The following is a 26699-nucleotide window of genomic DNA, read 5'->3' on the forward strand; positions in this document are numbered from 1 at the left end:
ATGATCGCCACCCGCCGGAAACGCCCGCGCGGATCGACGGGCGCCACCGCGCCCGGGTGGATGATCGCCGGGCGCAGCGCGCTTTCTGCAGTCGGTGCCGGTTCCCGAAGGACGCCCTCTCGCTCCATCAGCGCACCCGGTGCAATGGCAAATGCGCCATCGTGAGCCGCTTCGGCCGCTGCTCCGTGCAGGCTCATTGCAGCGCGCTCAGCTTGCGCTGGGGCTCCGCCAAGCGCCAGAGCGCGCGCCGCCACGCCGACAGCCGCTGCCGCCGTGTGAACCGTGCCTGCCGCCGCTTCGACCGCGGCCGCCGCTTGCATGACCGCAGCCGCCGCCGCTTCGAGCGGGGAAGCCGTTGCTCCGGGCAGCAAGGCCGCGCCAGCCGGCTCGGGCGCTATGGCGGCCGGGGCCGCAAGGCCGAGGCGCGTCAGATCGAACCCGGCAAGTCGGCCCACACGGCGGGTGCTTGCGCGCTGGTTGTCCGCAAGGGGGGTCTCCGTGCGGGGGCTGCCGGCAGCGGACTGCCCTGCCTCGGCGACGAACCGCCTTCCCGGTCCCGGCACCTCGACATGCACCTGGCCGTTGCCCCCCCCGTCGTGGAGCAGGAATGGGGTCGTCCCGGCGCCGTCGCTGCCTGCCTTATCTCCGGAGCGCCGGGGGGAGCCGGAGGAGGGGACTGCCGCCTCAGGCATAATAGCGCTTATACGAATGGTAGAACGCATCGTCGCCATAGCCGAACCTTGCCTGCTTGCGCATGTCGACCCGGGTCAGGGCGACGCCGGCCAGCTGCACCCGGTCATCGGGCAGCAACCGCAGCGCCGAGCGCAGCGCGGCCTCGGGCGTCTTGCGCCAACGCACCACGAAGACCGAGGCATCGGCCTTGCGCAGCATCAGCCGCGCATCGGCTATTGGCAGCACCGGCGCGGTATCGATGATGATCGCATCGAACATCTCGCGCGCGCGCTCCAGCATCCTGTCCATTTCCTCGCCAGTGAGCAGTTCGGGCGCCTTGTCGCTGCTTTCGGCCAGCGGCAGGATGTTGAGCCCCGTGGCCGGATCGACCACCAGTGCGGCCTCCAGCGGCGCACGGCCGCACAGCACGTCCATCAGTCCCGGCCGCCCGGCATCGCCGCGCAGGAACCGGCTGACGCCCTGGCGGCGCAAGTCGCCGTCGATCAGCAGTACCTTGTCCCCCGAAAGCGCCATCGAGCGGGCAAGGCAGATCGAGGTCGTCGTCTTGCCCTCGTCCGGCAGTGCGGAGGTCAGCGCGATAATCCGGGCCTGCGTCGTATTCATCGCGATCGAGGCGCGCAGCGAGCGGAAGCTTTCGGCAAAGGCCGAGCGCGGATCCTCGAGCAGCGCGGCCATCGGCACTTTCTCCTCCCCCCGCCAGACCGAACCCAGCGTGGGGATCGAGCCGAGATAGCGCACGCCGAGCCGCTGCTCGATGTCATCCCCGGTGGTGAGACCGCTGAACGTCATCTCCGCCGCAAAGGCAGCCGCGACGCCAAGCCCGAGCCCGAGCGCGACCGACAGCACGAGGTTGAGCGTGACGTTCGGGCTCGTCGGCCGCAGCGGCACTGCCGCGGGGTGAAGCAGATCGGCATCCGCCTGCTCGGTTCCTTCGCGCGCGGTGAGCTCCTTGAAGCGGTTGAGATAGCTCTCGTACAGCGCGTTCGAGGTTTCGGCACGCTTCTCCAGATCCTGCAGCCCGACCATCGCCGCGTTGTTCTGCGCCAACGTGCCGCGCGATTGCTGCAGCGATCCGGTGAGCGAGGCGAGCCGCTGCTGCGAGACGCGCGCCCGCGCCTCCAGGCTCGAGATCACCCGCTGCGTCTCATCGGAAATCCGCGCATCGATCGCACCGAGCGCGGCCTTCGCGCGCAGCACATCGGGGTGGCGCGGCCCGTAGCGCGCGGTCAGCGAGGCGAGTTCGATCGCCGCGGTTGCCTGCTGTGCGCGCAGCGAGCCGATCGCTGGCGAAACCGCCACTTCGCCCACGCCGCCTGCGCTGCCGCCCAGCGCGAGTTGCCGCCGCGCCGCATCGAGCCGCGCCCCGTCCTCGCTCGCTTCCGCCCGCGCGGTAGTGACCGCCTGATTGTAGCTCGAGATTTCCTGCTCGGTGAGTGTGCCCATCGTGGTCGACAGCAGGTTGTTGGCGATGCGGTAGCGCTGCACGGCAGCGGTATCGGCAAGCGCCTGCTGGCGCAGCTGTTCGAGCCGCTCGGCGATCGTCGTCGTCGTGGCTCGCGCCGTGCGCCGCTTCGCGTCGAGAGCGCCGGCGGTGTACTGCTGCGCGAAGGTATTGGCGACCCGCGCCGCCAGCGCCGGATCGGTATCCTCGAAGGTGATCGCGATGCCGTAGGTCGAACCGATCCGGGTTGCCACCACGCCCTTGCGCAGCCACGCCAGCGCAGCCGCCTGGCCGCCGGCGGCGTTCTTGGCGAAGCGCGTCTCGCGGGCAAGGCCGAGGCTTTCGGCCACGGCGGCCAGATTGGCCTCGGACGTGACCACCGCGACTTGCGTATCGACGTAGCCTTCGCTCGGGATCGCGGCCTGCTGCGGGCCATCGCTCGCGCTCGTCGGCGCGACTGACTGAAGCCGGCTGTTGAGGGTGACTTCGGCGCGCGCCGTATAGGTGCGGGGCTGCAGCGCGGTCAGCACCAGCCCGGCGCCGAGCACGGCCAGGAAGACCGCCAGGAACACGCCGAGGCGGCGGCGGAACACCGCGAACAGCAACCTGAGGTCCACCCGGTCCGCTGCCGGGGGAGGGACCCTCGGTTCGAAGGCGAGGGCAGGTGCCATGCCGGGCACGCCGCCTGCGTTGCGATAGAGGCCGACTGCGGTGTTCACCCCTGTTCTCCTAGGTCGAAGGGTCTGCCGCAGATCGCCCATGCGATTGGCAAACCCATTTGGTACATTGCGACCGGCGAGCGAAAAGCGCCCGTCCGGCATGGTTGAAGACTAGGCAAGGGGCCGCGACGGGGAAGGCGAAGCGTATCCGCTGCGGAGGCATACCGGAGGCATCGAGCGCGCCGACACGCATCACGGGATCGCTGCGCGCCTTCGCGGGCGCAGTCCGAAGCTTCGTACGGTCCTGCATCTCGCATCGCTCGGCTCGGGGCAAATCCGGGTGAATGCTTAAGGATTTATGCACCATAGGCCGGATCGGGGGGCTGCGCCGATACTAGGCAGGAGCGCCCCGGCGATGACGGCTCGGGGCTTGGTCTGCCCCCCGGACGAACACCTCCAACTCGGAGGATTCGGCAAGGGGCCGGGAGATTGCGCTTTGCCGCCCGCCGCATAGACTTGGGGGCATCGCTGGTAACGACGAAGAAGCATTGGAGATTTCGCATGGATAGCAAGCACGATGGCGGTCGGCGCACGCGGCGCCACCTGGCGCTCGCCATTGTCGGCGCGGCAGCGCTCCTTGTCGGCGGGTGCGCAGGGGCCGGTGCGCCGCCGATTTCGACGGCAGATGTCGCGGCAGGCCTTGAAAGCTATCACCTCGGCGCGGGGGACCGCGTACGCGTCACCGTGTTCAACGAACCCTCGCTCACGGGGGAGTACAACATCACGCCGGGCGGGGCACTGGCCTTTCCGCTGATCGGGATGGTCGCTGCCGGGGGCCGCACGATCGAGGCCGTGCAGCAGGAACTCACCGCCAAGCTCGCCGAAGGCTATGTCAACGATCCGCGCGTGAGTGTGGAGGTGCTCAACTACCGGCCGTTCTACATTCTCGGCGAGGTTAACCGTCCTGGTGAGTATTCCTATGCTTCGGGGATGACGGTCGAGCAGGCAATCGCCCGCGCCGGCGGCTTCACTTATCGCGCCAACGAGAAGACGGTGTTCCTTCGCCGCCAGACCGGCAAAGGTGAAAGCGCTGTGCCGCTGCGCAGCGCGCAAGTGGCCGTGCTCCCCGGCGATACGATCCGGATCGGCCAGCGCTACTTCTAGGCGGTGGGTGCCCCGCCTGTGGTGCGAGCCGCGTCTGCCCTGCCGGCCCCGTCGGCGCGGTCGAAAGCATGGGCGGCAAGCAGCAGCAGTGCCGCCGCCAGCAGGACGGCCCCGGCATAGACCGGCATCGTCGCGGCCGTGAACAGCGGGATCGCGGCATTGGCGGCAGCCGGCGGGTGATAGCAGCGCAAGACCCACATCAGCGCCACACCAACGGCAACCGCCGGCGCGGCCAGCCATAGCGCCCACGGATGCGCGGCCGGGCCAGCGAGAAGAAAGGCGGCAATCCCGGTCGCCCCGCAGACCACATGGCCGAGGCTTGCAGCACGTGGCCGCGCGGCGGGCACATCGCGGCAGCCTACAATCAGCGCGGTGCTAGAGGCCCACGACGGCAGCATCAGCGCAAAGCCCGCGATCCATGAGGCGAAGACCAGCCCCTGCAGGATCAGCAGCGTCAGCGCGAAGATCCCCAGCAACGTGCCGGCGCGCGGTGTCATGCCACCGGTCACGCCGCGCATGCCCGTCCCTGACCGGAACAAGTTGACACAGTTGACACTGTCCTGAGGAGTAATTGCATTCGATCAATAGCGCGGTTTTGATCGACTAAGGCGATCAATCGGCCTTGCCAAGCCGACTCGGCGCAGTGCGTGCGGGGTTCAAACATAATGGCCTGCTTGTTGACCGGAACAGGCCGTGTAGGACAGGAAAAAGCATCTCGCGAAGTGGTGCAGGGCGTGGCTCTCTGCAGGAAGGTCAGGCAGGCAGAAGTGCGAGGGGCATCCCCCTCGCGCTCCCGGAAGTTTGGTGGCTTGGCAAAGCGTTGCGGGTGGTGGCAGAGATAGGCGACAGGGGATCTGCATGAGCCGCCAGCTAATCAACGAATATCGCGCCGAACTGGACCGGCTGCGCGCCGTATCTGGCAGCAGGCGCGAGAGCGTGCTGCGCGAAGCATTCAAGGACCTGCTGAAACGCTGGGGACGGCAACAAGACCTGCAGTTCGTTCCCGAGCACGATATCGTCACGGCGCAGAAGAACCGCATCTATGTGGACGGGGCTTTGCTCCATGCGCTGCGGGTGCCGTTCGGCTACTGGGAGGCCAAGGACGCCGACGACGACCTTGATGCGGAAATGGCCGCCAAGTTCCGCAAGGGCTATCCCAACGACAACATCATCTTTTCGGACGACCATACTGCCGTGCTGGTGCAGGACGGCCACGAGCAGATGCGCGTGGCGATGGACGACACCGACGCGCTGCTGCCACTGCTGACGCGGTTCTTCGCGCACGAGCGGCAGGAAATCGCCGATTTCAACAAGGCGGTGAAGCAGTTTGCCGCAGACCTGCCCGCCGTGCTGGAAGCGCTGCGCACGATCATTGCCGAGAAGCGCAAGGCATCGAAGGACTTTGCCAAGGCCGAAGCCGCGTTTCTGAAACATGCGCAGGACGCGATCAACCCGGCGGTGAGCGCGGACGACGTGCAGGAAATGCTGATCCAGCACATCCTGACCGAGGACATCTTCGCCAAGGTTTTCGACAACCCCGATTTCCACCGGCAGAACAACATCGCGAGCGAGCTTTACAAGCTGGAGGACAAGCTGTTTGCGCGGGGCGAGAAATCCACCCTGCTGCGCGCGCTGGCCCCCTATTATTCCGGCATCGCGGCGACGGCGGCAGTGATCCAGAGCCATTCGGAAAAGCAGGGGTTCCTGAAAGGGCTCTACGAAAACTTCTACAAGGTCTACAATCCCAAGGCGGCGGACAAGCTGGGCGTGGTCTATACCCCCGGTGAGATCGTGCGGTTCATGATCCGCAGCGCGGACTGGCTGTGCGAAAAGCATTTCGGCAAGAACCTGATCGACCGGGGCGTGGAAATCCTCGATCCCGCGACCGGCACCGGCACGTTCATCGTGGAGCTGCTGGAAAGCTTTCGCGGCCACGGCGACAAGCTGCGGCACAAGTACAAGGAAGAGCTGCACGCCAACGAAATCGCGATCCTGCCCTATTACGTGGCGAACCTGAATATCGAGGCGACCTATCAGGCGATCACCGGGCAGTTTGCCGAGTTCGAGAATCTGTGCCTGGTGGATACGCTGGACAATGTGGACGCGCTGGGCATCCATGCCGGGCACCAGTTCGATCTGCTGGGCAGCCTGACCGACCAGAACATCGAGCGGATCAAGCGCCAGAACCGCCGCAAGATCAGCGTGATCATCGGCAATCCGCCCTATAACGCCAACCAGCAGAACGAGAACGACAACAACAAGAACCGGACGTATGCGCACATCGATAAGCGCATCAAGGATACGTATATCAAGGCCAGCACGGCGCAGAAAACTAAAGTCTATGATATGTATGCGCGGTTCTACCGCTGGGCGAGTGACAGGCTTGGTGATGAAGGGGTGGTGGCGTTTGTTACTAATCGTAGCTTCATCGATAGCCGAACCTTTGACGGTTTTCGGAAGTGCGTATCCAAAGATTTTACGCATGTGCACGTGATTGATCTTGGTGGCGACTACAAGGAACCTGGTATTTCTGGGGCATCTAACGTCTTCGGCATCGGAACGGGTGTGGCAATTGCCTTCCTTATAAAAACTCGAAAAAAAGAAAAAAATACGACCATTAGATATTTGGCTGCTCCAAATGTAGTTGCTGAAGACAAGCTTTCTTGGTTGTCCCATGCGAGATTCGAGGACCATGCATGGTCCGTTATGTCTCCAAATTCTGAAGGATCTTGGACCGATAATCGGTCACCATTTCCGAACAACTTTCTTGCAATTGCAAATAAAGCGGTAAAAAGTACCCGTTTATCCCCTTGACGCATGTGATTCGCCCTAGTGCCTAGAGGTGGCCCCCATACGCGGATTCCCACAAGAACTTGGAGCGGAACATAGGTGGTAGGTTTGCCCCTAGGAAACGCAAACTCACTAAGCAAATTTTCCTTGACCCTGTAATCGTGTCGGAAATCAGCCATTTTCGGGGCACTGCATGCAAGTCTTGGTTTGCTAGTTTTGCGCTAAGATGGCCGGACAAACTTTCCCCAACGCAATGCGCAGCGCGAACATTGTCACGTTCTGCGCTTTGTGGCATAGAGAGTTTGCCAACCACCACGAAGGCATCAACTATGACCGACGCATTCGCACCAGCGATTGCCGCCCTGCAGTCTGAACTTTCAGATCTTGAGCGGAAATCCAAGGAACTCAAGGGTACTATCAACGTGCTTTGTAAGCACGCAGGTATTGCCGAGATGTATCCCAATCTCTCAAGCGAGCGGAACGGCACGGCGATTACCTCAATCAGGGCCGACACCTTCTACGGCAAGCCCATCAACACCGCCGCGCGCGAATTTCTTGAGATGAGGAAGGCTGCAAATCTCGGGCCTGCAACGCCACGCGAGATTTATGACGCACTGATCGCGGGCGGTTTTCAGTTTGATACCAAGAGTGACCAGGTGGCGCTTGTCAGTCTCCGAGGTAATCTCCGGAAAAACTCAAAGACCTTTCACAAGCTACCCAACGGTCAATACGGCCTTCTGAGCTGGTACCCGAATGCCAAGCCAGCAAAAAACGGCGACGACAGCGATAATGAAACAAAATCGGCAGCAAGCTCAAAGCCCGCTGCCGAAGATGTCTCGGATGAAGAACCCGCCAACCACCACGAAGGGGGTTCTTCAGACGACGATGCCGACGAGGATGGCGATCCTCTTGGCTGAACCTTGCCTGTCACCGGCAACCGATCCTGAGGCGGTTCAGACCTCAGGGGTTAGGAGGTACCAATGTTTGCAGGTCTGATCGCTCTGGGGGCTCTCGCCCTTACCGCGATCCTTTGTTTGTAACACCGGTACGGCGGGAGCTAACGCTCCCGCCGTGTCCTTATATAGCAATGGGTTTCAAAACCGTCTATAAGAACCGGCTATGGACCGCATTTCCCTAGCAGAAGCGTTAGCATTTGGCCGCTTGGATGACTTTGTTCTTCAAGCTGAGGCGGATGGTATCGGTCCCGCCGATCGCGCTCAATTTGATGCCATGGTGGGGCGCATCACAGCACCCCAACCAGAAGATCAAACATCCCGTTTACCCGGTTCCGGTTCGAAGCGCGGAAAGTGAACTCGTCCAGATAGCGCTGCATGTGCTTGCTACTGATCTGCACGTGAGTTGACCGAACCGATGCCTTGAACAGCTTCCAGAAGCCTTCCACGGTGTTGACATGGAACGTCTCGCCCGAACGGTAGTCGTAGTGGGCGTATTCCTTCTTGCCGTGCTTCACAGCGCCGTGCGTGAAGCCGTCACCCGCCAGTAAGCCGTAGGACACAAGTTCATCGGTCGAGACGACCGCACCGGGTTCCACGTTGTCCAGAACCACGTTGCGCAGCGTATCCTTCTTCACGTCCGGGATCACAACGGCCTTCATGCGGCCATCACGCTCGGCAAGGCCCATCACGATGGTCTTACCCGGTGCGCCACGGCCACGCTTACCACCAGACCGGCGACCGCCAACATAGGCTTCGTCCAGTTCCACATGACCAGACAGGAGGGCATCAAAGCCTTGCGCCTTGCTGGTGAGATCGCGGATTTGCTGCCCAATGCGGTAGGCGGTCTTGTAGGTCACCCCAAGCTGGCGTTGCAGTTCCTTGCCGCTCACGCCGTGGCGCGTCGTGCAGAACAGATACATGGCATAGAACCACGAAACGAGCGGGGTGCGCGTGTCATGCAGGATGGTGCCAGCGGTCGGATTCACGTGATGGCCGCAATTGGCGCAAACGAACGTGCGACGGGTTGCCAGCTTGTGGTGCGAGGCTTCCTTGCCGCAAGCGCTGCACTCAAAGCGGGTGCCGCCAAAACGGACCTGCATGATGTGTGCGATGCAAGCGTCATCATCGGGGAAACGCTGGAAGAATTCCCGGACGGAAAATTCAGGTGATGCGGAGGGGCTTTTGCTCATGCATCAGCTTATGCCAGTTCGTTCTACATGCGTCAAGGGGATAAACGGGAAAAAGTATTTCGATTTCGCGCCAAAATGCGATATTTCAGCTTTTCTCGCTCGGTGTTGTCACCAATCGTGATGACTGGGTGTATGATTCCAATGAAGATTTTCTTGATCGAAAGGTTAGATTTCTTCTGTCTGATTACAATTCTGCCATTCAAAATCCCAAGCCATGGGCGCGTTCAGACGTAGATGAGTCGCGGTTTGCTTCTGGAACAAAGTGGACGCGCGCACTCAAGGCGCTCGCAAGACGCCGAATTGCAATTAGCAAGCCAAACTTGCGTCGAACGTTGTACCGGCCGTTCAATAAGCTTTGGCTCGCCTATTCACCCCAATTGAACGAGATGCCATATCTCAACGCGCAGATTTTTCCTTATGATCAGGCACTGCAAAATTTATCGCTAAATTTCACTGGCCCTGACTCTCAGAAGCCTTGGTTGGCGCTGGCAAGTGACACTCTTAGCGATTTGCACCTTGTTGGAAGTGGGGCGGGTACAGTGGAACTACCCCGCTACCGCTACACCAAATCCGGCGAGCGGGTCGACAACATCACCGACTGGGCGCTGAACAAGTTTGTCGAGCGTTATGGCAAGACGGCGATGAAGGCGGCGGCGGTGCGTTTGCCCGAGGGCGGGGGGCACCCCTCCCCCAGCCCCTCCCCGAACGGGGAGGGGGGCAAGCCAGTTGGCGCTGCGGGTGATGCGCGGCTGAAGGATGCGATCTTTGCCTATTGCTACGCCGTACTGCACGATCCGGTCTATCGTGAGACCTATGCGCTGAACCTGAAGCGCGAGTTTCCGCGCATTCCGTTCTATCCCGATTTCGCGCAGTGGGCGGCGTGGGGCGAGGCGCTCATGGCTATGCATATCGGCTATGAAGCGGTGGAGCCGTGGCCGGTGGAGCGGATCGAAACGCCGGGCAAGCGCGCCGAGGGGACGCATCCCAAGCCGGTGCTGAAAAGCCAGCCGGAGAACGGCTGCGTTGTGGTTGATGCCGATACGCAGATCACCGGCATTCCAGCGGAGGCGTGGGCCTATCGGCTCGGCAATCGCAGCGCCATCGACTGGGTGCTGGACCAGCACAAGGAAAAGAAGCCCAAGGACCCGACCATCGCGGCGAAGTTCAACACATACCGCTTTGCCGATTACAAGGAGCGGATGATCGACCTGCTCGCGCGGGTGGTGCGCGTGAGCGTGGACACGGTGGCAATCACCGGGGCGATGAAGGCGTTGGACCGGAGCGGCTGGGACGCGGGGGTTTAGGCCCCTCCGTCAGCCCTGCGGTCTGCCACCTCCCCGAGACAGGTTCGAGGAGGGATGGGGATGCAAGGGCGATGGCCCTTGCCCGCCGGAGGCATCTAGAACGCCCGCCGGAGGCATAAAGGCCCCGCTGGTTGTGAAACGCGCCGCGCTGTTGCACTCTTCTCCCGCCGGGGAACCGCCCGGCGGGAGAGCGCAAACCATGGACCGTTTCAACATCGGCCACGTTACCGTCCACCGCATCGAGGAATGGCAGGGCACGTTCGCGCCGCCTTCCTACTTGTTCCAGGGCTTCACGCCCGAAGGCTGGGACCCGCATGCGGAGGAATTCGCGCCTGAATACTTCGATCCCGCCACCGGGCACCTCTACGCCTTCCTCCAGAGCTGGGTGCTCGACACGGGCAAGCAGCGCGTCCTGTTCGATACCGGCGCGGGGAATGACAAGGACCGGCCGAATATCCCCATTTTCAGCAATCTGCAGACCGATTTCCTCGGCAATCTCGCCCGTGCAGGGTATCAGCCCGAGGATATCGACGTCGTCGTGTGCTCGCACATCCATATCGATCACGTCGGCTGGAACACCCGGCTGGTGGAGGGGCGCTGGGAGCCGACCTTCCGCAATGCCCGCTATGTCCTCCCGCTCGCCGACCGCGCCTACTGGGACCCGGAGGACGGCGCGGCCGGCCCCGATGGCGTCGGCGCGGCGGTCAACGCAGGAATGTACGAGGACAGCGTCGCCCCGATCGTCGCGGCAGGCTGCGCCGAATGGGCGGAGCCCGGATTCGAGGTCGCCGAGGGCCTCACGCTCCACCCCTGTCCCGGCCACACGCCCGGCAGCATGATGCTCGAAGTGGCGAGCGGCGATGACACCGCGCTGTTTGTCGGCGATGTCGTCCACCACCCGGCGCAGATCTATCGGCCGGAATGGAACAGCGTGTTCTGCGAAGCGCCCGATCAGGCGCGCGAGACGCGGCGCCGCGTGCTCGACATGGCGGCAGACCGCGCAGCGCTGCTGGTCCCGGCGCATTTCGGCGGCAGCCATGTGGCGCGTGTGCGCCGCGAGGGGACAGGCTTCCGCCCGGTGCTTGGTGCGCCGGCCATCGGCTAGGCGCGGTCCGGTTTCTGTCGCACGCTTGCTTTCTTAGCGTATCGGTTATATAATTGATTCGTTATGAATGATCGACTCAGCCTGAGCCTTTCTGCGCTTGCCGACCCCACGCGCCGCGCCATCCTTGCGCGGCTGGCGCAGGGCGAAGCGAGCGTGGGCGAACTCGCGCGACCCTTCGGGATTAGCCAGCCGGCCATTTCGCGCCACCTCAAGGTGCTGGAGGGCGCCGGCCTGATCGAGACGCGCGTCTCCGCACAGACGCGGCTGCGCCGCCTGAGGCCCGGCGCGATGGACGAGGTTCAGGCCGCGCTCGCGCGCCTTGCCAGCCTGTGGAGCGACCGCTTCGACCGCCTCGACGCTTTTCTGCAAGCCGAGACCGACCCCGCAAAGGAGACCCGTGATGCCTGAGACGTTCGAGATCAGCCGGGTCTTTGCTGCCCCGCGCGCACGTGTCTGGCAGGCCTGGACCGAGCCCGATCAGATGGCCCAGTGGTTTGGCCCCAAGGGCAGCCGCAGCCATATCCTCCACTGCGATCTGCGCCCCGGCGGATATCTGCACACCCGGATGGAAGGCCCCGATGGCAGCGAGATGTGGGGCAAGAACACGTACGAGGAAGTTGATGCGCCAAGCCGGCTCGTCTGGGTGCAGGGCTTTTCCAACGCGGAAGGCGATATCGTCCCCGCGCCGTTTCCGATGCCGTGGCCGCTGCACATGCGCACGACCGTCGATTTTACCGACGACGGCGAGGGCACTCGTGTGACCCTGACGTGGCAGCCGGTCGATGCGACCGAGGAGCAATGGGCCTCGTTCCGGCAGATGATGGAATCGATGCACGGCGGCTGGACCAGCAGCTTCGACCAGCTCGACGCCTTTCTCGCGCACGGCGCTTGAGGCATGCGCGCGCACCCGCCGCGTAGCGCTTTCCCATCAGCGCCGCAGCGCCTATGGCACCGCTTCCGGTAAACTGCTGCGGATCAGTATCTTGCGCCTCTTCCAGCCCATACTTTCCGGCGCGCGGGGCGGCGATCGCCTGTTCGCCTGCCTCGGTGCCGTCGTGGGCATCGCCTGCGCGGTCCTTGCCGCCATGCTCGTGCCGCTTCCCGCCGCCGACCTGCCGCTGCTGGTCGCCCCGCTCGGCGCTTCGGCGGTTCTGGTCTTCGCGGTGCCGGCGAGCCCGCTGGCGCAGCCCTGGCCGGTGATCGGCGGCAACACGCTGTCTGCGCTCGTCGGTGTCGCGGTCTATCATCTGCTGCCGGGCATGATGCTCGCCGCCAGCGTCGCGGTCGGCGCGGCGATCCTTGTCATGTCGCTGCTGCGCTGCCTCCACCCGCCGGGCGGCGCCTCGGCGCTGACGGCGGTGATCGGTTCACCCGCAATCCACGCGGCAGGCTTTGGCTTCGCGCTGTTTCCTTTGGCGCTCAACTCGCTCGCACTTGTGGCGGTCGGCCTGCTGTTTCACCGCCTTTCAGGCCATTCCTACCCGCACCGAACCGCCCCGGCGCCGCCCGAAGCCCTCGCCGCCGGGCTCCACCTCGCCGATATCGACGCGGCACTGGAGGACATGCACGAAAGCTTCGACATCAGCCGCGCCGATCTCGACGCCCTGCTGTCACGCGCCGAGTATCACGCCGCGCAGCGTGGCGGGCGCTGACGTTGCCCCCGGATCAGGCGATGATCTGGATATCGCTGTAAATCAGCGTGGGATGGTTTGATGATCCCAGCACCGCGATCAGCACCGCAGCTGCGCCCCCCATGCCATCGGCATCGTGGTAGAGCTTGCCCGACGTCGTATCGTAGATGATCCGGTCGGAGGCGTCCTGCGCGGACCGGGCTCCAGCCGCGGCGTAAAACTGGCTGGCTGACAGCGCGCCTTCTTGCGCGAAGCCCTGGAAGATTGCGCGGCTCAGCTGGATCTTGTCGTTCTCGGCACCGTTGAAGTCCGCGATGATGTCGGCGTTCGCGGCGCCGGGAACGCTGTCGAACACGAAGAAATCGCGGCCCGAACCGCCCGTGAGCACGTCGCGGCCAAGACCGCCCGAGAGCGTGTCGCCCCCATCACCGCCGATCAGGCTGTCATCGCCGGCAAAGCCCGTCAGTGTGTTGTCGCCCTCATTGCCGCCCAGCGTATTGGCGAGCGCGTTGCCCTTGCCAGCCAGATTTCCTCCGCCGAGCAGGGTGAGGTTGTCCAGATCGGCGCCCAGGGTATAGCTCACGCTGGCCTTGACGGTGTCGGTCCCGCCGCCCGGTCCTTCGATCACCACATCGCCGCTGCTGTCGACGATGAAGATGTCATTGCCCGCGCCGCCGTCCATGCGATCGGCACCGGTTCCGCCATCCAGCACATCGTTGCCGCTCTTGCCCAGCAGGGTATCGTTGCCTGCCGCGCCACTTATGGTGTCATGGCCGCCGGCACCGGACAGGGTATCCGATCCTGAGGTGCCATTGATGATTTCGTTCACCAGATCGGTCACGCGAATGGCCAATGTCTGGGTATCGCTCAGCCGGCCGTCCGAAGCCCGCACCACCACATCGTAGACGTTATCCTGTCCGGCATCCCCGGGCGCTTCATAATCCGGGGCAGCCCTGAAGGTGAGTGCGCCGGTCTGCGCATTGATCCTGAACAGCCCCGCATCGGCACCGCCGACGATGGCATAGCGCAGCAAGGCGCCTGCATCCGGATCGGCAGCCGTGACGGTCGTGACAACCACGGTATTCTCTTGCGCGGTAATGATCGCCTTGGGCTTGCCGCCACCGCTCGTGATGGCGGGGGCTTCGTTGACGTTCACCACTGTCACGGTGAGGGCCTGCGTGTCGAAGAGCTGGCCGTCGCTCGCCTTGACGATCACGCTGTAGACGTTGTCGGCGCCGGCATCCCTCGGCCGCTCGAAATCGGGTGCGACCTTGAACGAAAGCGCCCCCGTCATCGTGTCGATCTGAAACCGGTTGGCGTCCGCGCCGCCCGCGATCGTGTAGGTAAGGGCGGTGCCGGGATCGGCGTCGGTTGCCTTGACTTTCGCCACCGGCAGCGCGGTTTCCTTCACGGCAACCACCGCGCTATCGCCGCCGCCACCCGAAACGATGGCGGGGATGCTCCCGAAGCCGAACAGCTGCGCCTTGATGCTCATGCTGCTCGCATCGCCGAGCGTTCGGCTGGAATCGATCCATGCAATGCCGAACCCTTGCCCCAGCGCGGCCACATTCGGCACCTGCTGGTTGCCGAGAATTTCCGTGTTCACGCGGAACTCGCTGCCCACGCGCGATCCGTCTGCGGCGAAGGCCTGCGCCTTGATGCTGGTTCCGGATGCATCACCCAGCGTCCTGCTGTCGTCATGCCACGAGACGACGAAGCCGCCATCGGCAAGCCCCGCGATCGAAGGCGCGAACTGGCTGCCTGTGGTGACGGTGTTGACAAGGAACTCGCTGCCGATGCGGGTCCCGTCCGGCGCGAAGATCTGCGCATTCACCGCCCAGCCGCCGGTATCGCCCAGCGAGCCGCTCGTATCGTTCCACGCCACCACGAAATTACCGTTCTTCAGCATCGTGATCGAGGGAAAGAGCTGCACCCCGATTGCCGCGGTGCTGACGGCGAACTCGCCGCCGACCTTGGTCCCGTTCGCCGCGAAGATCTGCGCCTTGATCTGGAAGGAAGTCGGGTCGTCCAGCGGGCCGATATCATCGACCCAGGCCACCACGAACCCGCCGTTCTTGAGCGGGGCCATGGTATTCGCGCGCTGGTCGCCCTCGGTGATCGTGTTGACGAGGAACTCCCCTCCGGCTTTGCTGCCATCGGCTTTGAAGACCTGCGCCTTGATATGGCCTGTGTTGGTATCCGGGAGTGTTTCGCTGCCATCGCGCCACGACACGACAAAGCCGCCGCCGCTCAAGGCCGCGATCGAGGGCATGACCTGCGAGCCAGACGTCACGGTGTTGACCAGAAACTCGGCGCCGACTTTCGCTCCGTTCGCGCCGAACATCTGCGCCTTGATGCTGAACGGGCTGTTGTCCCCCAGCGTTGCGCTCTCATCGACCCATGCGATGACAAAGCCGCCGCCATCGAGCGCGGCGACAACCCCGCTGCTCTGGGAGCCCTTGACCTCGGTGTTAACGAGGAACTCGGAACCGATCCTTGTCCCGTCCGACTGGAACAGCTGAGCCTTCAGGCTTGTGCCGCTCCCGTCACCCAGCGCTTTGCTGAAATCGGTCCACGTAACCACGAACCTGCCATCGGCAAGCTCGGTCAACTTGGGGACGGACTGAATGTTGTCGGTCTGGGTATTGACCAGAAACTCGCTACCCGACCTGATAACGCCCCGCATGCCTGTCCTCGCGCAACCAATCCCATCGCATAGCGTCACCACAACAGGATGATCCGCCAGTGCTTTATCCGGAGTGGCTATCACGCCTGCCCGAAAAACGCCAAACGCTGCTTCTGCACGGCCCGATCCCAGCGGCGATGAGGCGGGAGGCCCTGCCGACATCGGCCGCCCGGTCAAGGTGCGGGGTTGCGGACTCCATCCAGTCTGACGGTGCGCTGCCCAGTCCGGTCAGCCCCAGTCCGGTCAGCCCCAGTCCGCCAGCATCCGCGTCAGAGCGCTGCCCCGCGGCAGGCAGCGTGTCGGGTTGGCGCGGGGGAGGGCGGTGCAATCCCACCACGCCCCTTCTGCGCCGGTGCGCCGATCGCGCAGATAGACGAAGCCGGGGCCCTGTCCGGGCGCCGCGCCGAGCAGTTCACCCACAACGGCGCAGCGCTCCCGCTCGGCGCAAGCGGCCAACGCGCGCATGGCATAGGTCCCCGGAAACGCGGCGGGATCGAGCATGAGGACGATGCGCCCTGCGGCACCTGGCCCGGCCGCAGGCACCGCTGCGAGCGCCGCGCTCCGTCCACCGGGATGCGCGGCTCCATCCGCCTCGTCGATTGGGAGATAGGCAAGCGGCTGGACCGCCCCGGGAGCCGCGCCTGCCGCATCGGCAAGCCCGGTAGGTACCGCCTCGCCGCCGCCGTGCGCGGGCGATAACGCGGCCATCGCGGCGATGCGCGGCTCCGCAGCACCCGCACTGGCGCGCAGCACGGCGGGTGAGCCCCAGTCCCCCGGCCAGCGATAGAACAGGTGCAGGCCCACTTGCGCCAGCTTCACCAGCCCCGATCGCCAGACCGGCACGACATAATCGGCATGGTAATGCGTGGCGAGCCCGACCCGCGGATCGACCGCCCCGGATAGCGCAGCTGCAGCCACCGCGCGGGCGCGCGCCCAGGCGGCCGGGCCGGGATGACGCGTCTGCAGCGAACCGTCGCAAGTGAAGCTGAACTGGCAGCCGGTCGTCCGCTCCGAACCCTGAAACACCACGCCGCAGACGCTGGCGGGAAAGGCCGGATGCCGCGCGCGGTTGAGCACGACTTGCGCCACTGCCCGTTCACCCGAAGGATCATCGCCAGCTTCGTACCAGACCGCTGTCGCCAGGCAATCGAGCGCGCGGGCCTGCGCCAGCGCATCGGTCGATGCAAACCGGAAGGCGGGGGCCGGCGCCCTTGGCGGTTCGACCGGCACGGCGGCATTGGCGATCCGTGCGGTTTCGGGAGGGTAGGGCAGCAGTGCGGCAGGATCGGGCAGCGGCGGCGGCAGCGCGAGGCGCACCGCAGGCCCTGTCGGCGGCGGCGCCAGCAGCGTGAGCGCGGTGCCAAGGCCGGCGAGGAACAGCAGCGCCAGCACCGCCCTCAGGACGAGATGGGGCGGCCGGGCGGCCCATTCGGGCAAGGGCGGCGGGAGGTCTGCGGCGGTGGGGCCGCTCAAAGGGAGGGAGGCCACGGCGCGCTACAGCCGCCAGCGCAGCGAGAGGACCGCGCGATTCCGGTCATAGGCTCGGCCCGGATCGACCGCGCCTGAATTGCGCCCGGTGCTGTGCGCATATTCGCCGGTGATCTCGAAATGCTCGGTGATCCGCCAGCTCACGCCGAAGGATCCGGTAAAGTAGCGCTCCTGCCGCCGCGCCGCGCCGGTCGGCACCTGAAAATCGGCGACCATGTAGCGGAGCGCGGGGCGCAGGATGAGGGTGCGCAGCAGTTCGTGCTCCACGGTGAGCGCAACATCGTGCTGCTGGATTCCGGCAATGGCGATGATCGGCGAGCGCTGGAACGTCCGCCCGCCCGAGAGCCGCACCGTCGTCAGCCGCGTCGGGCTCCATTTCAGCTGCGCGCTGTAGGCAAGCCCGCTGATGCGCGGGAAGACCGGCGCGGTGAAATCCTGCCGCACCCAGCCCAGCCCGATCTCGCCCTGCAGCAGGCGGTTGAGCCCGAAGGCAAGGCCCGTCAGCGCGGTAAACCCATGCGAATTGCGGCTTGGCCCGATCGGTGGGGCAAGATAGCGGTTGCGATTGTAGGCAAGGCTGGCGAACGCGGCGACCCCCGGCCCGATCCCGATCGCAGCGCGCAGCGATCCCGTCAGTGCCTCGTAGTCGCGCTGAGAGAGATCGATCACCGTGCCGCCAAGCGTTCGGTCCTGATAGCGGAAGCGTTCGTAGCGCCCCGCAAGCGTGAAGCGCGCGCGCGCAAAGGTCTGTTCGATCTCGCCGCCGCCAGAAAGCACGGTGAAGGCAATCGGCGTCGCGCCGAATAGCGTATCGCCCGTGGTTCCGCGCGCCTCGATCCGCCGCGCCGTGCCCACATCGCCCGAAATGCGCGTATCGCCCGAAATGTCGAGCCGCCCATCGAGCTTGACGGCATAGGTCTCGACATTTTCGGTCGTGCGTTTCGCATAGCGCTTGATCGATCCGTCTGCCGCAAGCCCCAGCGCGTGGCGCGACCACTGCGTGCGCACCGCCAGCGCGGGCTGGAATGCCACCGCCACATCGCCGCGTTTCACGTCGCTGCGCGCATAGACATTGTCGTTGGCGTCCGCCTCGATCCCGAAGCTGGGGGAAATGAGCAGCGCACCGACCCGCGCACCGGCGGTTTCCACTTCCGGCCGAGCGCGGGCACCCACCGTATCGCGCTCCATGCGCGGATCGACCGTGGTCTGCCCGTGGGCCTCTGCCAGCGGCGCGACGAGGCCGAGCAGGCACGCCGTCAGCGCGCGGGGATGCGTGATACCGCCGCTGCGCCCGCGCGCGTGCGACTGCTGATTACTGGCCATCGCCCGATCCCTGATCCTGCGCCGTTTCCACCTCACACGAGCGGGCTACCATTCTTTCCTGCCCGGTTGGCGCGCAATTGGCGCCGTATCTGAGCAATCTTCCTTATTGCTGGCCCCTGCGCGCGCGCAGCCCGGCGATGGTTCCCCGCAGGCTTCTAGCCGGGCCAGTTGCGGAGCTGTTCGTTTGCGCAGCGTTAACCACCGGCCGAAAGCGTTCCTTGAACAGGCTGTGTGCAAACCCGGGTGCATGGACGTCTTGCTTGCCCGCATCACCCCCGGCCATGTCGCCCGCATCGCCCGCATCGGTGCGCTGCTGATCGCCTTTGCATTGACGGCCGGCTACGTGACCGACCGGCTGACGCTGGAGATTGCGGGCGTCGGCGCGTTCTTCCTGTCCGTCCTCACACTGCTGGCTTTTCCCAGCCAGCGCAGCTCCGAACTGCTCGGCGCACTGGCGATCTGGCTGACCTATGCCGAGTTCATGGGAGCGATCCAAAGCGGACATTTTGATCTCTGGCGCTGGGCCGTTGTGCTTGCCACACTCAGCCTCGTGATCGTGCCGATCAAGGTGCAGCACTTGCGCCAGCTGGCACGTAGCAATCCCTACCAGCCGCTGCGTGAACTGGATCGCCGCCAGTGGTCCGCTTCCGGCCCGGCCGCTGCGCCGGCGCCCTATGTGCCCGCAGCGCTCGCCGCGATCAGCTTCGATCCCGACGCGGATCTCTCGCCCGCCGGCGCCTGAACTGCCGCCAGCCGCGCCGCATAGTGCGCGAGCAACCGGTCGATCCATTCCTCCGGCGATAACGCCAGATGCCGCGTGGCGGAGAAAGCTGCCCGGCTCATCGCCTCGACCCGCGCATCGTCGTTTGCCAGACTGGCAAGCACTGCCGCAAAAGCTGCCGTATCGCGCGGATCGACCGCGATTCCCGCGCCTGCGGCCACAAGATCGGGCGCGAGCAGCGCGCTCGGCGGTAGGATAACGGGCAGGCCCGCGAGCGCGGCTTCCATCGCGACGAGGCCGTAGGGCTCGGGATAGCGGCTCGGCATGACCAGAACGCGCGCCGATGCGGCGAGCGCGCCGATGGCCTCGGGCGGCAATCGCCCGGTAAAGCGCGCCTCGGGATACTCGGCGGTGAGCCGGGCACGGTCTGCCCCGTCGCCCACCAGGCGGATCGGCATCCCCGCCTGGCGCGCGGCGGCAAGCGCAAGATCGGCCCCCTTGGTCGCCTCGATCCGGCCAACGAACAGCACCTCGTCATGGCGCTCTGCCGCGATGCGCTCGGCGCTGAAAGGGGTGACGGGATTGGGCAGGGGATGGATCACCTCCGGCGGTATCCCCGCGCGCACCAGCATCGGGCGCATCGCGGCGTGGATCGCCAGCACCGGCGGTGCGGTGTGCGGCTGGAAGACAATCCGCTGGACGGCATGGCGCAGGGTCCGCCACGCCTTGTGCGCGTGGCCGCGCCGGTCGCAGGCGGTGGCAAGGCAGGCGCGGGAGAGCGCGGTGTGCGGGCAGGGCGCGCCGGTCGCGAAGTTCGTGAAAGCGCCATTGGGGCAGGCGAGGAAGAAATCGTGCGCCGAAATCACCAGCCGCTCGCGCACCGGAGCGAGCGCGGCAAAGACCGCGGGCGAGAGGATCTGCGACCAGCCGTGGAGGTGATAGACGGTGCCCGGCGAATCGTTCGCGGCGATCCAGCCGCGCATCATGCGCGCCGCCGCGCGGTTCCACAGCCCGTCGAGCAGCGCACCCGCGCGCCCGAGCAGCCGCGCCTGCCCGAGCCCGATGGCCGTAATTCCCGCCGCAGCCAGCGCCGGATCGGGCACGTCGCCTGAGAGCATCGCCACGCGGCAGCCGCGCCTGACAAACCGGTGCGCCGAATCGACCGCCAGCGCGCTCGCCCCGCCCATCGGGTGCGAGAGATCGTTGATCACCACGATGCGGTCTGGCGCGGCGTTCATGCGGCAGCCTTTGCCGCGCTCTTGGCTGGTTCCATCGCGCGCGCCAGCGCTGCTGCCATTCGCGCGATATCGCTGCGGGTGCCGGCGATCAGCGCCTCCAGCGCGGCGCGGTCCACCCCTTCGGCCACCGCCTGCCGTGCCAGTGCCGTCAACGCCGGGCCATCGAGCGAGGCAGTATCGGCAATAAACGCCCCCCGCCCGGCAAGCGCGAAAAAGCTGTCGAGCTTCACGTCCCAGCGCAGGCCTATGGTGGGAATGGCAAAGGAATGCGCGGCGATGCAGGCATGCATCCGGTGCGCCACGATCAGCTGGCACCCGGCGATAAACCGGATCATCTCGGCTGGATCGGCGAAGGGATTGGTCATCGTCACCGGTCCCTTCGCGGCAAGGATCCATGCCGGACCCATCGCTGCGAGATAGTCGCGGTCCTCCGGGCTGCCATTGGTGAACAGCGCGACGCGAAAGCCGGCCTCGACGAGCGCGCGCGCCGCTGCCGCGTACCAGGCATCAAGCGCCGCGCGGGCATCGGCTGCCGAGGCGTGGCCGGGACCCGTCGCATGATAGCGCAGCGCCATTGGTGCGGTAATGCACAGGCCTGCCAGAGGCGCATCGAAGGGAAGCGGCGGGCGGGGGAAATGGCAGCTTGCGAGCAACCCTGGATCGCCGCTCAGCGCGGCTGGCCGTACCCCCTGCGGCACCAGCAGATCACGCCACGCGGCCTGGCTGCGCGCATCGCGGACGGCCGCATAGGCCAGTTTCGCCGCGCCCAGCGCCCGCCCGAACAGACGCTGCCCAGCGTCCGACCATTGCCGATTGGCGCCCACGCCATAGACCGCGACCGGCAGTCGCAGCCGCGCCGCCTGGGCGAGGGCACCGGCGATCTTCATCGGGAAATTGAGATCGGCATCGGTGAGCAGGTTGCCGCCGCCCAGCACCACCGCATCGCACCCCGCCAGCCGCGCGCGGACATGCCGGCGCAGCCTCAGCCGTACCAGAGCGGTGAGCGCGATCCGCGTCGTCAACCGCCGAAAGGTGCCCGGCAGCGCCTCGAGCAGCCCGATGAGCGCCGCGCGGCGGCTCGGCGCGATTGCCGGATAGGCGCGCCGCCCGGCCAGATCGATCGAGAACACCTGCGTGCCCGGCGCGATTCCCTGAAACGTGCGCGCCAGCTCCGCCTCAAGGCATTCGGACAGGAGCCCGTCGCCCAGATTCGGGCTGTACTTCACATTGAGCAGCGCGATCCGGCGCGCAGGAGCAGGGCTGGCGGCAAGCGTCATGCCGCCGGGGTGTCACGTCCGCCCACCCCCCCGCAAGCCGGGATAGACCCGGAATCGAGCAGCCTCACACCACTTCGCGCAGCACCTCGCCGAGCCCGCTCGCCGCGATCAGCGCATCCTGGCCTTCCGCCACGATCAGTCCGATCCGGCGGCGATAATCATAACCCTGCAAGGGCACCGCCACCGTGCCTGTCCCGGCGAGCGAGACCGGCCCCGTTGTCACGCCCGCACCTGCCGCGACGAGGGCAAGGCAGCGATCCTCGTTCGCGCTGCGCAAGGCAAAGTGGGGCCGCACCCCGCGCGCGGTGAAGAAGCGGCTTGTCTCGGCGAGGATCTCGCAACTGCGGCGCGCAATCATCGTCTCGCCTGCCAGCTCTTCGGGGAGCAGCACCTCACGCCCCGCCAGCCGGTGCGCGGCGGGCAGGATCATCGCATAGCCTTCCTCGCGCAGCAGCTCGCCCTCGTCCGCGCTGCGCAGCGTGGTGATGATGGCATCGAGCCGGTGCTCGGCAAGGCGGCGGCGCAAGTCCGCATCGGGCGCATCAGTCAGCGTCAGCAACGCCTTGCCTTTCCGGTCTTTGGCCCCATCCCCGGCGTAATGCGCCGCAATCGCCGCCGTGCTGCGCGTAGCGAGCGAGGAAAGCACGCCGAGGCGCAGCGGCGGGGCAGGGGGCGGCGTTTCCAGCACGCCCCTTTCGGCAAGGCCGAACTCGCGCTCGATCGCGCGGGCATGGACGAGTAGCCGGTTGCCCGCCTCGGTCAGTCGCAGCGCGCGCCGCTCGCGCAGGATCAGCGGGGTCCCGAGCGAACGCTCCAGTTCGGCAATCCCGGCTGAGAGCGTGGGCTGCGAGACATGCAGCCGGCTTGCCGCCGCGGTGAACGAGCCGGTATCCACAAGCGCGATGAACTGGCGGACGAGGCGGCGGCTCAGCATAGGTTTTTCCTATACTACCGCCCGGCAAAATTCAATTTTTCAAAAGGACATCGTTTCCCATAGACTGCGCGCGGGATTGAGGAGTCTGACCAGAAATGCGCGCCACGCCCGAGCTTGATTTCGCCCTGCCTGAAAGCGCCCTGATGATCCGCGAGGCGGCGGGCCGCTTTGCCGACGAGCAGATTGCGCCGCTTGCTGCCAAAGTGGATGCAGAGGACTGGTTCCCGCGCGATCTCTGGCCCGCGATGGGTGCGCTGGGGCTCCACGGCATCACGGTGGAAGAGGAATGGGGCGGCCTCGGCCTTGGCTATCTCGATCACGTCATCGCGGTCGAGGAAGTGAGCCGCGCCTCCGCCTCGGTCGGCCTCAGCTACGGTGCGCACTCCAACCTTTGCGTCAACCAGATCCGCCGCTGGGGCAATGACGAGCAGAAGGCCAAGTATCTGCCGAAGCTGATTTCCGGCGAGCATCTGGGCAGCCTTGCCATGTCGGAAGCAGGCGCCGGGTCGGACGTCGTCTCGATGAAGCTCAAGGCCGATGCGGTGCCGGGCGGCTTCGTGCTCAACGGCACCAAGTTCTGGATCACCAACGCGACGTATGCCGATACCCTCGTGGTCTATGCCAAGACCGCGCCCGAGGCCGCGAGCCGGGGCATCACCGCGTTCCTGATCGAAAAGGACATGCCCGGCTTCTCCATCGGCCAGAAGATCGACAAGATGGGGATGCGCGGCTCGCCCACGGCGGAGCTGGTGTTCAACGATTGCTTCGTGCCCGAAGAGAACGTGATGGGCCCGCTGCATGGCGGCGTCGGCGTGCTGATGAGCGGCCTCGATTACGAGCGGGTGGTGCTCGCGGGCATCCAGCTCGGCCTGATGCAGGCCTGCCTCGATACCGTCATCCCCTACGTGCGCGAGCGCAAGCAGTTCGGCAAACCCATCGGCGCCTTCCAGCTGATGCAGGGCAAAGTGGCGGACATGTACGTCGCGCTGCAATCGGCGCGGGCCTATACCTATGCCGTCGCGCGCGCGGCGGATGCCGGGCAGACGACGCGCTTCGATGCGGCGGGCGTCATCCTGCTCGGCAGCGAGGCCGCCTTCCGCGTCGCGGGTGAGGCTGTGCAGGCGCTGGGCGGCGCGGGTTACACCAAGGACTGGCCGGTCGAACGCTATCTGCGCGATGCCAAGCTGCTCGATATCGGCGCGGGCACGAACGAAATCCGGCGGATGCTGATCGGGCGCGAACTGATCGGGGCGAATGGCTGATGAGCGGCCCCGTCCTCTCGACCAATCTCGATCCCTCCAGCCCAGAAGCGGAGGCCCGCGCAGCGCACAACCGTGCGCTCGCCGCCGAATTGCGCGCGCGCGTGGCCAAGGCGGCGCTTGGCGGTGATGAGAAGTCGCGCGCCCGCCATGTTTCGCGCGGGAAGCTGCTTCCGCGTGAGCGGGTGGAGCGGCTGCTCGATCCGGGCTCGCCGTTTCTGGAGATCGGCCAGCTCGCGGCGAACGGGATGTACGGCGATGAAGTGCCCGGCGCGGGGATCATTACGGGCATCGGGCGAGTTTCGGGCCGCCAGTGCATGATCTTCGCCAACGACGCGACGGTGAAGGGCGGCACCTACTTCCCGATGACGGTGAAGAAGCACATCCGCGCGCAGGAAGTCGCTGCGGCGAACCGGCTGCCGTGCATCTACCTCGTCGACAGCGGCGGCGCGAACCTGCCCAACCAGGCCGAAGTCTTCCCGGACCGCGACCACTTCGGCCGCTTCTTCTTCAATCAGGCGCAGATGAGCGCGGCGGGCATCCCCCAGATCGCCAGCGTGATGGGTAGCTGCACCGCCGGCGGCGCCTATGTGCCCGCGATGAGCGACGAAAGCGTGATCGTGCGCGAACAGGGCACGATCTTCCTTGCGGGGCCGCCGCTGGTGAAGGCCGCGACGGGCGAGGAAATCAGCGCCGAGGCGCTGGGCGGCGGCGATCTCCATGCGCGCAAATCGGGCGTGGTCGATCATCTGGCGGACAACGACGAACATGCGCTCACCATCGTGCGCGATATCGTCAGCCACCTCGGCCCGGCTCCCGCCGGTGGGCAAGGCGTGGCCCCGCGCCCGCCCAAGTACGATGCGGAAGAGCTCTACAGCCTGATCCCCGAGGACGTCCGCGCGCCGTACGATGTCCACGAAGTCATCGCCCGCACCGTCGATGGCAGCGAGTTCCACGAGTTCAAGGCGCTCTACGGCAACACGCTCGTCTGCGGCTTTGCGCGGATCTGGGGCATGGAAGTCGCGATCCTTGCCAACAACGGCGTCCTCTTCAGCGAAAGCGCGGTCAAGGGTGCGCATTTCATCGAACTTGCCTGCCAGCGCCGCATCCCGTTGCTGTTCCTGCAGAACATCTCGGGCTTCATGGTCGGCGGCAAGTATGAGGCGGAAGGCATTGCCAAACATGGCGCCAAGCTCGTCACCGCCGTCGCCACCGCACAGGTGCCCAAGCTGACGGTGCTGATCGGCGGCAGCTTCGGCGCTGGCAACTATGGCATGTGCGGCCGCGCCTATGATCCGCGCTTCCTCTTCACCTGGCCCAACGCGCGCATCAGCGTGATGGGCGGCGAACAGGCGGCTTCCGTGCTCGCCACCGTGCACCGCGATGCGGACAAGTGGACGCCAGAGGAAGCCGAGGCCTTCAAGGCTCCGATCCGGCAGAAGTATGAAGACGAGGGCAACCCCTATTACGCGACAGCGCGGCTGTGGGACGATGGGGTGATCGATCCGGTGCAGACGCGCGATGTGCTGGGGCTGGCGCTGGGCGTGTGTCTAGAAGCGCCGATTGCGGAGGCGCCCCGGTTTGGGGTGTTCCGGATGTAATGCCCATGATCACCCTTCTCTCCGCCCTCGCACTCGCCGCCGCGCCGCTACCGCAGGGCGAGCGCCTCCCGCCCCCCGATTTCAGCGACAAGGAAGTCATCGCCACCGTCGATGCCCTCCTCGCCACGCTGGAAACCGGCGATGCGCCTGCGCTCCTCAACCTCGTCTATCCCGAAGGTCGCGTCACCGGGCGCGGCACGTTTCCGGGTGGCGCCACCGGCCTGCGCAGTCGCAGCTTTACCGAATATGCCGCGCGGATGACGCCGGGCTCAGGCTTTGTCGAGCGGATCACCAATCCCGTCATCGAGCAGGACGGCGATGTCGCGATGGTCTGGGCGCCGTTCACGATCCAGATGGGCGGCAAGCTGGTCAGCTGCGGCTATGATCACTTCGATCTGGTCCGCGAAAACGGCGCGTGGAAAGTGATGAACCTGACCTTCTCCTCACGCACGGAAGGGTGCGGCGCATGATCCAGTCCCTCCTTATCGCCAATCGCGGTGAGATCGCCTGCCGCATCATCCGCACGGCGCGCGCGATGGGCATTCGCACCGTGGCGGTCTATTCGGATGCCGATGCCAAGGCGCTCCATGTGCGGCAGGCGGATGAGGCGGTGCATATCGGCCCGAGCCCGGCGCGCGAGAGCTATCTGGTGGGCGAGAAGATCATCGCCGCTGCCAAGGCGACCGGCGCGGAGGCGATCCATCCGGGTTACGGCTTCCTTTCGGAGAACGCCGAATTTGCACAGGCGGTGATCGATGCAGGCCTGATCTGGGTGGGGCCGAAGCCCGCCTCGATCACCGCGATGGGCCTCAAGGACGCGGCCAAGCAGCTGATGGCGGCGGCGGGCGTGCCCGTCACGCCGGGCTATATGGGCGAGAATCAGGACCCGGCCTTCCTTGCGGAGCGCGCTGCTGAAATCGGCTACCCCGTCCTTATCAAGGCCGTCGCGGGCGGCGGCGGCAAGGGGATGCGCAAGGTGGAGGCGGCGGCGGAATTTGCCGACGCGCTTGCATCCTGCCAGCGCGAGGCAGCCGCTTCGTTCGGCAATGCGCATGTGCTGATCGAGAAGTACATCCAGCGCCCGCGCCATATCGAGGTGCAGGTCTTCGGCGATACCCATGGCAATGTGGTGCACTTGTTCGAGCGCGACTGCTCGCTCCAGCGCCGCCACCAGAAAGTGATCGAGGAAGCTCCCGCGCCGGGCATGGACGAAGCGACGCGCGAGGCGCTCTGCGCAGC

The 26699-nt window shown here is 65.7% G+C and carries 22 protein-coding genes; 13 read left to right on the forward strand and 9 right to left on the reverse strand.

The features are described from left to right. Positions 1-684: 684 nt before the first annotated feature. Positions 685-2853 (reverse strand): polysaccharide biosynthesis tyrosine autokinase, encoded by a 2169-nt coding sequence (locus tag Q0082_RS02070; RefSeq protein ID WP_298189306.1) that lies wholly within the window; start codon positions 2851-2853, stop codon positions 685-687. 501 nt (positions 2854-3354) lie between these two features. Here Q0082_RS02070 and Q0082_RS02075 point away from each other — a divergent pair. After that, positions 3355-3957 (forward strand): polysaccharide biosynthesis/export family protein, encoded by a 603-nt coding sequence (locus Q0082_RS02075; RefSeq protein WP_298189309.1) that lies wholly within the window; start codon positions 3355-3357, stop codon positions 3955-3957. On the opposite strand, the gene Q0082_RS02080 is transcribed toward Q0082_RS02075, so the two are convergent. After that, positions 3954-4475, reverse strand: a complete 522-nt coding sequence (locus tag Q0082_RS02080) for an HPP family protein (RefSeq protein ID WP_298189311.1) — start codon at positions 4473-4475, stop codon at positions 3954-3956. The two genes, Q0082_RS02075 and Q0082_RS02080, sit on opposite strands and share 4 nt — an antisense overlap. 340 nt (positions 4476-4815) lie before the next feature. On the opposite strand from Q0082_RS02080, the gene Q0082_RS02085 reads away from it, so the two are divergent. Further along, entirely contained in the window at positions 4816-6771 is a 1956-nt protein-coding gene (locus Q0082_RS02085; protein ID WP_298189313.1) for an N-6 DNA methylase, read from the forward strand. A 305-nt stretch (positions 6772-7076) separates the two neighbouring features. Continuing rightward, positions 7077-7664 (forward strand): hypothetical protein, encoded by a 588-nt coding sequence (locus tag Q0082_RS02090; protein WP_298189315.1) that lies wholly within the window; start codon positions 7077-7079, stop codon positions 7662-7664. A gap of 326 nt (positions 7665-7990) precedes the next feature. Here Q0082_RS02090 and Q0082_RS02095 read toward each other — a convergent pair whose 3' ends face one another. Continuing rightward, on the reverse strand, positions 7991-8893 hold the full coding sequence (locus tag Q0082_RS02095; protein ID WP_298189316.1) for an IS1595 family transposase: 903 nt from the start codon (positions 8891-8893) through the stop codon (positions 7991-7993). 80 nt (positions 8894-8973) lie between these two features. Between Q0082_RS02095 and Q0082_RS02100 the strand changes: the two genes are divergently transcribed. The 5 genes from Q0082_RS02100 to Q0082_RS02120 all read left to right on the forward strand — a co-directional run bounded on the left by Q0082_RS02100 (position 8974) and on the right by Q0082_RS02120 (position 12954). Further along, positions 8974-10197, forward strand: coding sequence for a type ISP restriction/modification enzyme (locus Q0082_RS02100; protein ID WP_298189363.1), 1224 nt, complete (start codon positions 8974-8976; stop codon positions 10195-10197). A 199-nt stretch (positions 10198-10396) separates the two neighbouring features. Further along, positions 10397-11302, forward strand: coding sequence for an MBL fold metallo-hydrolase (locus Q0082_RS02105; RefSeq protein ID WP_298189319.1), 906 nt, complete (start codon positions 10397-10399; stop codon positions 11300-11302). A gap of 63 nt (positions 11303-11365) precedes the next feature. After that, positions 11366-11710, forward strand: coding sequence for a metalloregulator ArsR/SmtB family transcription factor (locus Q0082_RS02110; protein ID WP_298189321.1), 345 nt, complete (start codon positions 11366-11368; stop codon positions 11708-11710). Next, positions 11703-12194, forward strand: a complete 492-nt coding sequence (locus Q0082_RS02115) for an SRPBCC domain-containing protein (RefSeq protein ID WP_298189323.1) — start codon at positions 11703-11705, stop codon at positions 12192-12194. Before Q0082_RS02110 ends, Q0082_RS02115 begins: the two co-directional genes overlap by 8 nt. A gap of 91 nt (positions 12195-12285) precedes the next feature. Further along, positions 12286-12954 carry an HPP family protein gene (locus tag Q0082_RS02120; RefSeq protein ID WP_298189326.1) on the forward strand — a complete coding sequence of 223 codons (669 nt, stop codon included), beginning with the start codon at positions 12286-12288 and terminating at the stop codon, positions 12952-12954. A gap of 13 nt (positions 12955-12967) precedes the next feature. Here Q0082_RS02120 and Q0082_RS02125 read toward each other — a convergent pair whose 3' ends face one another. The 3 genes from Q0082_RS02125 to Q0082_RS02135 form a co-directional block, all read right to left on the reverse strand. Then, complete coding sequence (locus tag Q0082_RS02125) at positions 12968-15619, reverse strand: cadherin domain-containing protein (protein WP_298189328.1); 2652 nt, start codon at positions 15617-15619, stop codon at positions 12968-12970. A 243-nt stretch (positions 15620-15862) separates the two neighbouring features. Further along, positions 15863-17092, reverse strand: a complete 1230-nt coding sequence (locus tag Q0082_RS02130; RefSeq protein WP_298189330.1) for a cell wall hydrolase — start codon at positions 17090-17092, stop codon at positions 15863-15865. A gap of 21 nt (positions 17093-17113) precedes the next feature. Then, positions 17114-18430 (reverse strand): outer membrane beta-barrel protein, encoded by a 1317-nt coding sequence (locus Q0082_RS02135; protein WP_298189332.1) that lies wholly within the window; start codon positions 18428-18430, stop codon positions 17114-17116. A 247-nt stretch (positions 18431-18677) separates the two neighbouring features. Here Q0082_RS02135 and Q0082_RS02140 point away from each other — a divergent pair, with 247 nt between their 5' ends. Beyond that, positions 18678-19172 carry a hypothetical protein gene (locus Q0082_RS02140; protein WP_298189334.1) on the forward strand — a complete coding sequence of 165 codons (495 nt, stop codon included), beginning with the start codon at positions 18678-18680 and terminating at the stop codon, positions 19170-19172. Here the strand turns inward: Q0082_RS02140 and Q0082_RS02145 are convergent. The 3 genes from Q0082_RS02145 to Q0082_RS02155 form a co-directional block, all read right to left on the reverse strand. Further along, positions 19103-20389 (reverse strand): glycosyltransferase family 4 protein, encoded by a 1287-nt coding sequence (locus Q0082_RS02145; RefSeq protein ID WP_298189336.1) that lies wholly within the window; start codon positions 20387-20389, stop codon positions 19103-19105. The genes Q0082_RS02140 and Q0082_RS02145 overlap by 70 nt on opposite strands. Further along, the gene (locus Q0082_RS02150; protein ID WP_298189338.1) at positions 20386-21666 is read right to left on the reverse strand and encodes a polysaccharide pyruvyl transferase family protein; all 1281 of its coding nucleotides are present in this window, start codon (positions 21664-21666) and stop codon (positions 20386-20388) included. Before Q0082_RS02150 ends, Q0082_RS02145 begins: the two co-directional genes overlap by 4 nt. Positions 21667-21730: 64 nt before the next feature. After that, on the reverse strand, positions 21731-22600 hold the full coding sequence (locus tag Q0082_RS02155; protein WP_298189340.1) for a LysR family transcriptional regulator: 870 nt from the start codon (positions 22598-22600) through the stop codon (positions 21731-21733). Positions 22601-22695: 95 nt separating this feature from the next. On the opposite strand from Q0082_RS02155, the gene Q0082_RS02160 reads away from it, so the two are divergent. From Q0082_RS02160 to Q0082_RS02175, 4 genes are all read left to right on the forward strand, one after another. Continuing rightward, on the forward strand, positions 22696-23862 hold the full coding sequence (locus Q0082_RS02160) for an isovaleryl-CoA dehydrogenase (RefSeq protein WP_298189342.1): 1167 nt from the start codon (positions 22696-22698) through the stop codon (positions 23860-23862). Continuing rightward, complete coding sequence (locus tag Q0082_RS02165) at positions 23862-25460, forward strand: carboxyl transferase domain-containing protein (RefSeq protein ID WP_298189345.1); 1599 nt, start codon at positions 23862-23864, stop codon at positions 25458-25460. Before Q0082_RS02160 ends, Q0082_RS02165 begins: the two co-directional genes overlap by 1 nt. 5 nt (positions 25461-25465) lie before the next feature. Beyond that, complete coding sequence (locus tag Q0082_RS02170) at positions 25466-25930, forward strand: nuclear transport factor 2 family protein (protein ID WP_298189348.1); 465 nt, start codon at positions 25466-25468, stop codon at positions 25928-25930. After that, the coding region (locus Q0082_RS02175; protein WP_298189351.1) for a biotin carboxylase N-terminal domain-containing protein at positions 25927-26699 on the forward strand (773 nt) is incomplete at its 3' end. The genes Q0082_RS02170 and Q0082_RS02175, both read left to right, overlap by 4 nt.

Origin of the sequence: Novosphingobium sp., from assembly GCF_027489515.1 — a bacterium.
In the GTDB taxonomy this organism is placed as follows: domain Bacteria; phylum Pseudomonadota; class Alphaproteobacteria; order Sphingomonadales; family Sphingomonadaceae; genus Novosphingobium.